The sequence below is a fragment of the Propioniciclava sp. genome (assembly GCF_029977985.1).
Lineage (GTDB): Bacteria > Actinomycetota > Actinomycetes > Propionibacteriales > Propionibacteriaceae > Propioniciclava.
The window spans coordinates 1-11,615 of the sequence record NZ_JARKOT010000048.1 but is presented as its reverse complement, the minus strand read 5'-3'; the positions used below and the strand labels follow the sequence as shown (position 1 = coordinate 11,615).

Here is an 11,615-nt window from a genome sequence, read left to right as displayed (position 1 = left end):
GGCAGCCCCCCTGCTGGTGCCGCCCCGCCCCCGAGCCCGTGGGACGCCGCGGCGGACGCCCACGCCCGCTGGCGGCGCGGGGAAGCGAGCGCGCTGGACGACCTGGTCCGCACGCTGACGCCGGTCCTCTGGCACGCGGCCCGCAGCTACGGCCTCCCCGTCGACTCGGCCCAGGACGTCGTGCAGTCAGCCTGGCTCCGCCTGGTCCGCGACCCGCACCAGGTGCAAGACTCGCAAGCCATCGGCGGCTGGATGCTCACGACCACCCGGCGCCTCGCCTGGCGTTCGGCCCAGACCCGCGAGATCCCCGTCGAGGAGTGCGCCCCGCAGCCACCCGAGCACGTGCCCACTCCCGAGGACGCCGCGATCGCCGGCCACGAGGCTGCGGCCCTGTGGCAGGCGGTCGTGGCCCTCGACGCGCGCTGCCAGCGGCGCCTGGGCGCATCTGCAGCGCCTCCGCCTGGCGGACGCCACCACAGCCCGCCGTGCCTCTCTCAACCACGTCCTCACCCTGTCGCCCTACACCGAGTCGGCGCCCTATACCGAATCCGCCCCGTACACCGAATCCGCCCCCTACACCGAGTCGGCGCCCGTCTCGGGTTACGCGCAGGCCGGACGCGGCGGGCGTCAGCCCGTCGCCTTCGTCGGCCGGCCGCCGCAACGCACCGAGCCGAAGGGGCGGCGTCCGGTCGTCGCGGTGCTCGACTCCGGGTGCGGTCGGCACCCGTGGCTGGACACGCTCGTCCACACCGTCGTGCGCGTGGCCGGACAGCGCATCGGTCTGGATCCCACCGCCGGCCCGGAGTTCTTTCCCGACACGGTCGGCCCCCTCGACGGCGCCCTCGACGCCTATGCCGGCCACGGAACGTTCTCCGCCGGTCTCGTCCACCTGGCCGCCCCCGACGCCGACATCGTCGCGTGGCGCATCCTGCCCGCGGAGGGGGCGATGGTCGAGCAGGACCTCATCGACGCCCTCGACGACGTTGCCGAGCTGGTCCGCCGCCATCGTGACGGCGACCCGGACGCCGTCGGCGTCGACATCGTGAGCCTGTCGGTCGGCTACTACCACGAGACGCCCGAGGACGCCCTCTTCGATTCCCCGCTGTGGTGCTCGCTCCAAGCCCTCCTAGCCCTCGGCGTGACCGTCGTCTGCGCGGCGGGCAACGACGCTACCGCTCGACCCCGCTTCCCGGCCGCCTTCGACCCCTGGGAGCCCGGCCACCCGTGTCCCGTCGACTGGGGCGGCGCTCCCCTGGCACCGCTCGTGGCCGTCGGCGCCCTCAACCCGAACAACACGGACGCCCTCTTCAGCAACGTCGGCCCGTGGGTGCGCGCGCACGCGAGCGGCGCAGCCGTCCTGAGCACCATGCCGGTCTCGTTCGAGGGCGGCCTCCAGGCGTCCGCCGCCACGACGGCCCACGGGCGCCGCCGCGCCTCGATCGACCCCGACGACTACTCGAGTGGCTTCAGCATCTGGAGCGGCACCTCGTTCGCCGCGCCCCTCCTCGCGGGCCAACTCGCCGCCGAGCTCGCCGACCCGGCGGTTCTCCCGGACGATCCTGTGAAAAGGGCGCGCACGGTGGTGGAACGAGTGACGGGGCTGGTGCCACAGTAGAGCGTGCTCGATCCCCCTGAGCTGCACGCGCGTGCGCGCGCGGCCACCAACGCCGGCCGGCACGTCGAAGCGGCCCGATGGGCGCGGCGCGGCTTGGAGCGTGTGCCCGAGCCGCCCACGCGGGCACGGCTGCTGGGCACGCTGGCCTACGCCGAGGCTGAACTCGGCCACCTGGAGCCTGCCGAAGCGCTGTGCGACGAAGCCCTCGCCCTCGACGGCATCGACCCGGAGGTGCGCGGCACGGTCCACGGGCAGCGGGCCGTGGTGCGTCTCCGCCGGGGACGCCGCGCCGCCGCCCTCGCCGACTTCAACGCTGCCATCCGGTTGCTGTCGGCCGATCATCAGGCCCTCGGCCGCAACCTCCTCAACCGCGGCAACCTGCACCTCGAGACCGGACAGGCCGCCAAGGCGCTCGCCGACTTCGAGCAGGCCGTGGTCGAGTCGGACGCCGCCGGTCAGGCCGGCCAGGCCGCGAAGGCCCGCCACAACGCTGGGTACGCCGCATTCCTGCTCGGCGACCACGTGCGGGCGCTCACCGACATGGACGCCGTGGCCGGTCACTTCGCCGCCCAGTCACCCGCCGCTCGGGCCATCGGCCTGCAGGATCGTGCGGAGGTGCTGGCCGCCGCCGGTCTCCGCGACGACGCCGTCGCCCACCTGCGGCAAGCGGTCGCCCTCTTCCACACCGCCCGTGCTCGCCGCGCGGAGGCGTCCGGGCTCGTCGTGCTCGCCCGGCTGCTCGCCCTCGAGGACCCGCGCGAGGGGCTCCGGCTGGCCCGCCGCGCAGCGGCCAGCTTCGCCACGATGGGAGCCGACACAGCCCGCCTGCGTGCGGACGCCATGGCCGCCGTGTGCGCCCACGCCGCGGGCCTGCGCCGCGTGGGGGAGGCCCCGGCCTTGATCGCCGAGCTGCGCGACCACGGGCTGAGCACGGAGGCCGGCGAGCTCACCCTCGCGCACTGCTCGCGTCTTCTCGCCGAGGGACGCCTCGAGAGGCCCGGGCGCTCGTCCTGCCCCGCTTCACGCGCACACACCCGGACCCGTGGGCCGCCGCCATTGCTGCCGAGCGGCAGGCCGCGCTCGGGCGACGTAGCCGCGCCCTGGGGTCCGCGCGGTCCAGCCTCGAGGCGCTGCACACGCTCCAAGCCAGCGTCGGCAGCCTCGAGTTGCAGACGTCCATGTCGCAGGCACTCACCCGGCTGGGACGCCTCGGGCTGCGGCTCGCCCTCGACCGCGGCGATCCGGCGCTGGTGCTGGAGTGGTCGGAGCGTACGCGGGCGGCGTCCTCGCGGGTCGTGCCGGTGCGGCCGCCCTCCGACCCCGACCAGGCAGCCGATCTCGCGGAACTGCGCACCCTCGTCGCCTTCGGCACCGAGGCGGCACGGCAGCAGGAACTGCGCCGCCGCGTCCGGGAGCGGACGTGGCGGTTCGGGGGTTCCCACGAGACCCACCCGATCTGCACGCTCGCCGCGCTGCAGGAGGCGCTGGGACGCCGCCGCACCACCCTGGTCGCCCTGCTGGCGTGCGACGACACCGTGACGGCCCTCGTCGTGTCCGCCGCGGACGCGCACCTGCAGCCACTCGGCTCCATGGCGACGGTCGCACCCCTGCTGGCGGGTCTCGCCGCCGATCTCGACGTCGCCGCCACCGACCTGCCCACCGGCATGGCCGCGAGCGTGCGTGCCGGCCTGCGCGAGCGGCTCGCCCGCCTCGACGCCGCCCTCCTGACCCCGCTCGGCCTGAGTGCCGGACGCGTCGCGCTCACCCCGTCGGGCCAGTTCGGTCAGGTGCCGTGGCCGCTGCTGCCGAGCCTGGCCGGGGTCGGCGTCACCGTCGCCCGCAGCGCCACCGCCTGGGCCAACGCCCCCGAGGCGCCCCCGCCGCGCAGGGCTCTCCTCGTGGCCGGGCCCCACCTGGCCCGCGCCACCGACGAGATCGAGGCGTGCGCCACCCACTGGCACGACCCCACCTGCCTCGTCGGGCCCGCCGCCGGCGTGCGGAACCTGCTGCGCACCAGCCGGCGAGCTGACATCGTCCACGTGGCCGCCCACGGCCACCACCACGCGCAGAACCCGCTGTTCAGCAGTGCCGACCTGGCCGACGGCCCCGTGTTCGGCTACGAGGTCCAGCGGCTCAGGCCGGTGCCCGGCGTGGTCGTCTTCTCCGCCTGCGACCTCGGCCGACGCACCGGCGGCGACGACCCGCTCGGCGTGGCCACAGCCCTGCTGCACGCGGGGGCGCGGACGGTTCTCGCCTCGCCGGCGGCCCTGGCCGACGCGGACGCCGCCCGCCTCATGCCCGATCTGCACGCCCGCCTCGCCGCTGGCGTTCCCGCCGCGGACGCCCTCGCTGCGAGCCTGACGGCGTTCGGGCCGGACGCCCCACCGCTCGTCTGCTTCGGGGCCGGCTGGTAAGCGCTACTCGCCCGACGCGCGACGGCGCTCGGGCGCGGCGCCGGCGTCCGTCCTCCCGGCGTCCGCCCGCCCGAAGTCGTCGGGACGGTCGGCGGTGACGGGCACGACCGATCCGGACGCGACGGGCGCCGACAGGTCGATCGTGCGGACCGTCCGCGGCGCGAGAGGCTGGCTCACGTAGGTCGGCGCCGTGATCGGGATCGGGTCCCACAGGGAACCCGTGCTCTCGACCGGCCCGGTGAGCTCGACAGACACCTCGTGCACGTCCTCCGCGACCAGGTCGCCCTCGTCGAGACCGGCGAAGGAGATGGTGGCCTCGTCGGCGTCCTCACCCCGGATCGTGCGCGCGCGGGCGTCGAGGTCGCGGCGCATAGTCCGCACCGAGAACCGCGCCACGACGAGGAACAACACGATGAGCAGCACGGGGGCCGCGACCCACCACCACGCGACGAGCGCCATCGCGGCAGCCGCCACGACGGTGAGAGTCGCGAGCGCCAGGAACCCGAGGACGCGGCGGCGCCGCCGGGCGGCGGCGGCGTCCAGGGCACGCAGTTCGCGGAGAGCGGCGCGGCGGTTGAGCGGCGTCGAGACGACGGCCACGGACTCCTCGGCGGAGTCGAGCGGCTCCCCGCGCCGCACGATCGTGACCGTGTGCGAGAAGGGTTCGCCGGGCTCGATCTCGTCCATGAGACCGTTGTCGCGACGGTTGAGGAACAGGGGGATCAGGTAGATGAGCCAGACGACGGCGACGACCCCGAACACCAACCCGGTCAGACCCATGCGTCGAGGTTAAGGTTCCGCTCAGGAACGGTCGGTGACCTCGCCCGGCGCGCCGCCCTTCAGCCGGGCAAGGACGCCCCCCGCGCCGACCTCCTCGGCGTGCAGGACGTAGACGAGATGGTCGCGCCAGGCGCCGTCGACATGCATGAATGCCGGACGTAGCCCTTCGAGCCGGAACCCGAGCTTCTCGACGACCCGCAGCGACTTGCTGTTCTCGGGCCGGATCGCCACCTCCATCCGGTGCAGGCCGAGGAAGCCGAAGCAGTGATCGGTCGCCAGCGCGAGAGCTGTCGGGGCGATGCCCCGCCCTGCGAGCGCCGAATCGACCCAGTAGCCAGCCATCGCCCAGCGCGCCGAACCGTAGGCGATGCCCGAGATCGTCATCTGGCCGGCCAGTCGCGGCGGTTCGCCCGGTTCGGCCCAGAAGATGCCCCATGGCAGCGCGCGGCCGGCGCGGCCCTCGGCGCGGTTCGTTGCCACCATCTGCGCGAACGTGATCCCCGGCCCTTCCGCCTCCGGCGGGCGAGTGGAGTCCCACGGCTGGGTCCAGGCGTGGTTACGGGCGCGGACCGAGTGCCATTCGTCCTCGTCACGCAGCCGCAACGGCCGCAAGGTGATCGGGCCGTGCCGCAGCGTCACCGGCCAGCGGCGAACGCCGAACAGGCTCACTGCCGGGAGTCGACGTCCTGCGTGCCTGCGTCGTCGAGCACGATGCATTCCACCGTCGAGCCGGCCTCGGCGCCTCCCCACGACTCCGGCACCACCATGAGGACGTTGGCGCGGGCCAGATCCCAGGCCAGCTCCGAGTCCGCACCGGCCACCGCGCGGACCGAGCCGTCGGCGTCCCTGACGGCCGGGATGTATTGGGTGACGCCCTCGGCGGCCGCGAACGTATCGGCGACGCGCCCCTCGACGCGCGGCGCGGCGAGCGGGTCGGTCTCGTTGAGCTTGTTGATGACGGGGCGCACGAACGCGTGATAGCCCACGTAGGCGCTCACGACGCCGCTCGGCAGGATCACCATCGGCGTGCGCTCGTCGCCGAGCGCCGCGAATCCGAAGCGGGACGAGCGGTTGAGCGCCACTTCGGCCTCGTCGAGTTCGCCCATGCCGTCGGCGACCTCACGCAACTGCTCGCCGCCCCCGACGACCACGATCAGGTCGGCCCGGACCTGCTGGTCGGCGATGGTCTGACGGATCTCACGCGCCTCGGAGGCGATGATGCCGAGCGGATAGACGGTGGCGCCGTCGGCCCGGGCAGCTGCGGTGATGAGGGAGGTGGCGGCGTCGTAACGCTGAGCGGGGCTCGTGAGCGCCTCCCCAGGGGCGACGAGCCCGTTCCCCACGGTGAACACGACGACACGCGGCTTCGGCCGGACGAGCACCTTGTCGAGCCCCACCTCGGCCAGGACGGCCACCGAACGCGGGGTCAGGATGTCGCCGGCACGCAGCAGCGGCGTCCCGTCGGCCAGCTCGGAGCCGGCGCGCCGAAGGTTCTCGAACAACCTGGTCTCGCCGTCGATGATGACGGTGTCGTCGTCGCCCTCGGTGCCGCGGTCGCGCGGCACGATGGCGTCGACGCCCTCGGGCACCATGGCCCCTTCCTCGATCCGGACGGCCGCCCCGGCCACGAGCGGCGCGCCAGGCGCGTCACCGGCAGCGATGGCGTCCACCACGTAGAGGGTCTTCGGGTGCTCGGGGGTGGCGCCGACGAGATCGGAGCCGCGGACGCCCCAGCCGGTCACCCGCGAGGTGGTGACGAGCGGCAGATCCAGGTCGGACGTGATGTCCTCGCACAGGGTCAGGCCGGGGACGTCGAAGATCTTCATGCCGAACGGACGCAGGGCACTCACCTGGTCGAGCAGGAAACCCCGCTGCTCCTCGACCGTGCGCCGGGTGAGCTGCGGTGCGGGGGTCGCCGGCTGCGCGGGGGGCGCCGCGTCGGGGGCGCCGGCGTCCGAGGTGTTCTTGCGTCCGAAAAGGGCCATGAAACTACGATAATCGGGTGCACGCAGAGCCCGGCGGAGCGACTCGCGACAAGGACGCCTTGCGGGCCGCCGTGCGGGCCGCCCGCGCCGCGCTGCCGGATGCCGCCCGTGCGGTCGCCGACGTCGCCCGTCTCCCCCACCTGCTTGCCCTCGCCGCGGGCCACGCGGCGGTGTCGTGCTACGGCTCCCTCGCGCCCGAGCCGGAGACGTGGGGCTTCGTCGGCGAGCTGGACGCCGCCGGCGTGGGGGTGCTGCTGCCGGTCCTGGCCGGGCGCCGGACGCCCGACTGGGCGTGGTATGCCGGTCCGGCGGCGTTGCGTCCCGGCTGGCACGGCATCCCCGAGCCGACCACGCCGCCCCTCGGCCCGGACGCCCTGGGTGCCGTCTCGCTGGTCGTGACGTCCGCGCTGGCGGCGACGGCGTCCGGCGAGCGGCTGGGAACAGGCGGTGGCTGGTACGACCGGGCGCTCACCCACCGCAGCCCGGACGCCGTCGTGGCGGCCCTGGTGAACGAAAGAGAGGTGCTGGGCCACCTCCCCACCGAGCCGTGGGATGTCCGTGTGGCCGCCCTGGTGACCGAGGCGGGGGTGCGCTGGGCGTAGGATGGTGGGGTTGTCCGTCCGCCCGAAGGAAGCCCATGCCCACCTACGTCTACCGCTGTTCGTCGTGCGAGGAGGAGTTGGAGGTCGTCCAGAGCTTCACCGACGAACCGCTGACACTCTGCCCGAACTGCGACGGCGAGCTGCGCAAGGTGTTCCACCCGGTCGGCGTTGTGTTCAAGGGCTCGGGGTTCTACAAGACCGACAACCGATCGAAGAAGCCGGCGGCGTCCGCCCAGAAGGAGCCGGCGAGCGAACCCAAGGCCGCCGACTCCGGCAAGTCGCCCTCCCCCAAGGCCAAGAAGTCGAAGAAGGGCTCGACGCCCGCCGCGTGACGGACGCGGCCTAATGTGAAAGGGCGTGAAGCATCGCGTCCCTTGGTCCCTGCGCCGCATGGCGCACCTCCGCCGCCGCACCCTCGCGGCCCTCGCCGCCGCGCTGGCCGTCCTGGCCGTGCTCGGAGTGTTCGCGCCGCCACGGGCGGCATCGGTCGGGGTCGTCGCGGTAGCCCGCGACCTGCCCGGCGGCACGGTGCTGGCCGCCGCCGACCTCACGACCGTGGATCTGCCCGAGGCGGCCGTGCCCGCCGGGGCGATGACGGACGCCGCAGGTGCGGTCGGTCTGACCCTCAACGGGCCTCTGTCCGCGCGCACGCCGGTGACGGAGGCGTCCGTGGCGACGGGTCAGGGACTCGCCCGGCCGGGCTACGTGGTGGTGGCGCTGCCGTTGGCCAACCAGAACCTTGCGCCGCTGGTGCGGCCCGGGGTGCACCTCGACCTGCTCGATCCGGGCGGGGCAGGAGACGTGTTCGCCGCCGATGTGCGCGTGGTCGCGGTTCCCGAAAGCGAGGCGGAGGGTTTCGGCTCGGTGCCGACGCGGGCCGCCCTCGTGGAGGTTCAGCCGGAGGTGGCGACACGCCTGGCGGTTGCCGCCCAGTCCGGCGGAGTTGCCATCGCGTTGCGATGAGCCTCTGTGGTCGTGAAAGCGCTTGTGGAACGGGGGTCAGGGTTGTAGTCGTAGCTACTAGCTGCGTCGAAGTGGGCCCAGTTGGTGGCAACAATAGCAGCGTCACCGGTTGTTCGTGGTGGATTTCGGTAATGTAGCTTTCAACGAGGCAGCATCACGCCCCCGACCGGGCACTGCCTTCCCTAGAGAGGTTTCAGCAGAAACATGAAGGGTTTCAAGGACTTCCTGATGCAGGGCAACCTCATCGAGCTTGCCACTGCCGTCATCCTCGGCACGTCGTTCGCCGCGGTCGTCGCCGCGTTCACCAACATCCTGATGAGCTTCATCGGCTTCTTCGGCGGTGTGCCGGACTTCAGCGCCTTCACCCCCCTCGGCCTGCCGGTGGGCGTGTTCGTGAACGCGCTCATCGCGTTCGTCATCGTGGGCGCTGTGCTCTACTTCGGCGTCATCAAGCCGTACACGGCCATGAAGGAGGCTGCTGATCGCCGCCTCAAGGCAGAGACGGACGCCGAGGCTCCGGCCCCGACGACCGACGAGCTGCTGGCCGAGATCCGCGACCTGCTCAAGGCCAACAACGCCCACTGAGCACCGCTCGCGCGCTCGACGCACGAAGGCCCGCCCCGATCGGGGCGGGCCTCTTTGCGTCCGGAACGCGACAGGGGTCCCCGGGTCCGGAACGCGACAGGTACCCAAGGGCGTCCCGTGTGCCGATCCGTGCTACGAAACCAGTGCCAGGGCACGCCTTGTGCAACACGCACCCGCACACGCGCACGAGCGAGGCGCGACGCAGTCACCCGAACCGTCTTCGCGATCGCCCCACCTCCACCGACGACGAGCGACCAGGGGGCAGGGCGGGGCCAGGGCGCCCCGTGTGCCGACCCGTGCTACGAAACCAGTGCCAGGGCACGCCTTGTGCAACACGCACCCCGCACACGGCGGCCGCAGAGGCACACAGCCCGCCGCAGAGGCACACCTCCGGCCGCGCCACCGTTCAGGCGCGGGCTCAGTAGTGGGGCGGGACGTCCGCGGCGAGGCGACGCTCGTCGGCGTCCAAGCGGATGCGCCGCGACGGCGGCAGAACGGTCAGGACGTCGAGACCCAGCCGGTGCCGGGTCGCCCCGATGGCGGCGTGCAGCTGCGCGGCACCCAGACCGGCGCGGAGGGCGTCCGGGACGGGGTGCGGCCAACCGGACGCCGCGTGCGCGTGTTCCGCGATACGCACACGAGCCCACCCGGCGTCGGCCAATTGCGCCAGCAGCGCCCCCGGATTGGGGGCGCTGCTGGTGGGAAGGTCGAGCTCTTCGCCCGTGAGGGCGAAGGCGATCGCCCGGTGCCAGGCCTGGGTCACTCGGAACCCAAGACGCCGCCGGGAACGCTCGCCGCCTCGCCGGAGTCGGCCAGGACGGCATCGCCGACGACCTTGACGGGGGTGTCGAAGGTCCAGTCGCCCTCGACGGTGAGCGACCGGGCGGCCACCAGCGACGGCACCACCGGCACGCGCGCCTCGAAATCGGGCAGCAGGGCGTAGTAGCGCTTGTCGAGCGAGACGCCGGGCAGCTTGTCGGTGGCGGCGACGAGACGGGCGGTCTCATCGAGCGTGAAGGCGTCCGAGCGGACGAGCATGAGCTCGTTCGTGGTCTTCACGGGCAGGAAGCGGTCGCGCGGGACGGCGATCGCCCGAGCGCCCGGGAAGACCTCGATCGCGGCGCCCATGGCCGACTCGATCTGGATGACCGGGGTCGACGTCTTGTCGCTGGGGTCCACGGTCTTCTCGTTGCGGATCAGGGGCAGGCCGAGCACGTTGTTCTTCGCCACCATGAGCTCCTTCAGGGCGCGCAGATCGACCCACAGGTTGTTGGCGTGGAAGTAAGGGTGCCGGTGCTCGTCGGTGAAGAAGTCCATCTCCTCGGGCCGCGTCTGGGCGGTATCGCGCAGGATGAGCTGCTGGTCGGCCTTGCGAATGGCCAGGTGGCCGCCCTTGCGGTCGTTCGGCGTCCGGGTGCAGACCTCGGCGGCGTACGGGGCGCCGGAGCTGGCGAACCAGCCGGCGAGGGTCGCGTCAGGTCCGGCGCCGAGGTTGTCGCCGTTGGCGATGCTCACGTACTCGAAACCGCGCTCGAGCAGCGCGTCGAGGAGGCCCGTCCCGACGAGGGCGGTGTAGATGTCGCCGTGGCCCGGGGGGCACCATTCGAGATCGGGATCGGCCGGCCAGTCGACGGGCTCGAGCGTGTCGCGGGTCAGCTTGGGCTCGAAGCCCTGCAGGAAGTCGACGGGCAGACCGTCGACGGCGAGGTCGGCGTAGCGCTCCAGGTGCGCGAGGGTGGCCTCGCGGGTGCGGAAGCTGTTCATGAAGATGAGCGGCAGGCGGGCGCCGTAGGTCTTCCGGGCGCGCAACACCTGCTCGACGAGCACGTCGAGGAAGGTCATCTCGCCGCGGACGGGCAGCAGCGTCTTCGGGCCATCGAGGCCCATCGAGGTGCCCAGGCCACCGTTGAGCTTGATCAGGGCCGTCTTCGCGAGGGCGTCGCGGGCGACCTCGGGGTCGACCTCGACAGAGGTCAGCTGGGGCGGGTCGGTCAGGGGGGAGATGGTGTCCTCGCCGATGAAGCCTTCCGAGCCCTCGGCGACGATCCCGTAGAAGTGCGTGAACACGTCGATGGCGGCATCGGACGCCCCGGCGTCCTTCATCTTGGCTTGTGCGCGTTCCAGTCCTGTGGTCATGGCGACAATTTTACCGAGGGTGGACGCCGCGGACCCACCCGGTTGCCAAACGGCGCCGTCGGCTCGGGGGCTCGGGGGCAAAGAAAAGGAGAGCGACGCCGGTCGAAGGGCTTAGAAGCCGTCTACCCACCCCCAGGAGACATCAACAACCTGGCGTCGCTCTCGTGGAATTACTATAGTCCCCTCCACGCTCCAACCAGTCCCCCAAAGGGGTGACTTCTCATACTTTGGTACTAGTGCAGACGTTTCACTTTCAAGTTGACAGTGCACTCAGCATGGGCGGGCTCAGCCCGCTCGACGGGGGCATGATTCGCGCCCGTCCGGCGCCGCGAGTAGCCTTGCAGCGCCGCGGCAACTCTTGCCAGGCCTCGTAGCTCAGGGGATAGAGCAGAGGTTTCCTAAACCTTGTGTCGGAGGTTCGAATCCTCCCGGGGCCGCCGTGTGGTTCCTCCGGGCCGGCGACGATACCCCGCCGCCAACACCCCGGCGACAACACCCCCGCTCGCGGTCTCGGCGCCCGCTCGGCAGCCGACCG

Annotated in this window: 12 protein-coding genes, 1 tRNA gene and 1 pseudogene; 8 read left to right on the top strand and 6 right to left on the bottom strand. The window is 72.6% G+C overall.

The features are described from left to right. Positions 1–93: 93 nt before the first annotated feature. Positions 94–273 (top strand): annotated as a pseudogene (locus tag Q1K57_RS15675) (sigma factor); the annotation flags it as partial. 109 nt (positions 274–382) lie between these two features. Continuing rightward, the gene (locus tag Q1K57_RS02920) at positions 383–1,615 is read left to right on the top strand and encodes a S8/S53 family peptidase (RefSeq protein WP_366525325.1); all 1,233 of its coding nucleotides are present in this window, start codon (positions 383–385) and stop codon (positions 1,613–1,615) included. A gap of 573 nt (positions 1,616–2,188) precedes the next feature. Here the strand turns inward: Q1K57_RS02920 and Q1K57_RS02915 are convergent. Next, on the bottom strand, positions 2,189–2,575 hold the full coding sequence (locus Q1K57_RS02915) for a hypothetical protein (protein ID WP_300078825.1): 387 nt from the start codon (positions 2,573–2,575) through the stop codon (positions 2,189–2,191). 218 nt (positions 2,576–2,793) lie between these two features. On the opposite strand from Q1K57_RS02915, the gene Q1K57_RS02910 reads away from it, so the two are divergent. Next, positions 2,794–4,029, top strand: coding sequence for a CHAT domain-containing protein (locus Q1K57_RS02910; protein WP_300078823.1), 1,236 nt, complete (start codon positions 2,794–2,796; stop codon positions 4,027–4,029). 3 nt (positions 4,030–4,032) lie between these two features. Here the strand turns inward: Q1K57_RS02910 and Q1K57_RS02905 are convergent, their stop codons facing one another. From Q1K57_RS02905 to glp, 3 genes are read right to left on the bottom strand one after another with little or no spacing between them, the layout of a single operon-like run. Then, the gene (locus tag Q1K57_RS02905; RefSeq protein ID WP_300078820.1) at positions 4,033–4,809 is read right to left on the bottom strand and encodes a hypothetical protein; all 777 of its coding nucleotides are present in this window, start codon (positions 4,807–4,809) and stop codon (positions 4,033–4,035) included. 21 nt (positions 4,810–4,830) lie between these two features. After that, entirely contained in the window at positions 4,831–5,478 is a 648-nt protein-coding gene (locus tag Q1K57_RS02900) for a GNAT family protein (RefSeq protein WP_300078818.1), read from the bottom strand. Further along, positions 5,475–6,794 carry a gephyrin-like molybdotransferase Glp gene (gene glp, locus Q1K57_RS02895; RefSeq protein ID WP_300078816.1) on the bottom strand — a complete coding sequence of 440 codons (1,320 nt, stop codon included), beginning with the start codon at positions 6,792–6,794 and terminating at the stop codon, positions 5,475–5,477. The genes Q1K57_RS02900 and glp overlap by 4 nt, the downstream gene beginning before the upstream one ends. Before the next feature lie 17 nt (positions 6,795–6,811). On the opposite strand from glp, the gene Q1K57_RS02890 reads away from it, so the two are divergent. The 4 genes from Q1K57_RS02890 (at position 6,812) to Q1K57_RS02875 (ending at position 8,944) form a co-directional block, all read left to right on the top strand. After that, entirely contained in the window at positions 6,812–7,396 is a 585-nt protein-coding gene (locus Q1K57_RS02890; RefSeq protein ID WP_300078814.1) for a 5-formyltetrahydrofolate cyclo-ligase, read from the top strand. A gap of 35 nt (positions 7,397–7,431) precedes the next feature. Beyond that, complete coding sequence (locus tag Q1K57_RS02885; protein ID WP_300078812.1) at positions 7,432–7,728, top strand: FmdB family zinc ribbon protein; 297 nt, start codon at positions 7,432–7,434, stop codon at positions 7,726–7,728. A gap of 25 nt (positions 7,729–7,753) precedes the next feature. Then, a complete protein-coding gene (locus Q1K57_RS02880; protein WP_300078810.1) occupies positions 7,754–8,359 on the top strand; it encodes an SAF domain-containing protein in 606 nt (201 codons plus the stop codon). A gap of 204 nt (positions 8,360–8,563) precedes the next feature. Then, complete coding sequence (locus tag Q1K57_RS02875; RefSeq protein ID WP_300078807.1) at positions 8,564–8,944, top strand: MscL family protein; 381 nt, start codon at positions 8,564–8,566, stop codon at positions 8,942–8,944. A gap of 418 nt (positions 8,945–9,362) precedes the next feature. Here the strand turns inward: Q1K57_RS02875 and Q1K57_RS02870 are convergent, their stop codons facing one another. Together Q1K57_RS02870 and Q1K57_RS02865 are read right to left on the bottom strand one after the other, a co-directional pair. Continuing rightward, positions 9,363–9,707 carry a hypothetical protein gene (locus tag Q1K57_RS02870; RefSeq protein ID WP_300078805.1) on the bottom strand — a complete coding sequence of 115 codons (345 nt, stop codon included), beginning with the start codon at positions 9,705–9,707 and terminating at the stop codon, positions 9,363–9,365. Further along, positions 9,704–11,080 (bottom strand): UTP--glucose-1-phosphate uridylyltransferase, encoded by a 1,377-nt coding sequence (locus Q1K57_RS02865; protein WP_300078803.1) that lies wholly within the window; start codon positions 11,078–11,080, stop codon positions 9,704–9,706. Before Q1K57_RS02865 ends, Q1K57_RS02870 begins: the two co-directional genes overlap by 4 nt. A 364-nt stretch (positions 11,081–11,444) precedes the next feature. On the opposite strand from Q1K57_RS02865, the gene Q1K57_RS02860 reads away from it, so the two are divergent. Continuing rightward, a tRNA-Arg gene (locus Q1K57_RS02860) sits at positions 11,445–11,517 on the top strand. The last annotated feature ends 98 nt before the right edge of the window (positions 11,518–11,615 follow it).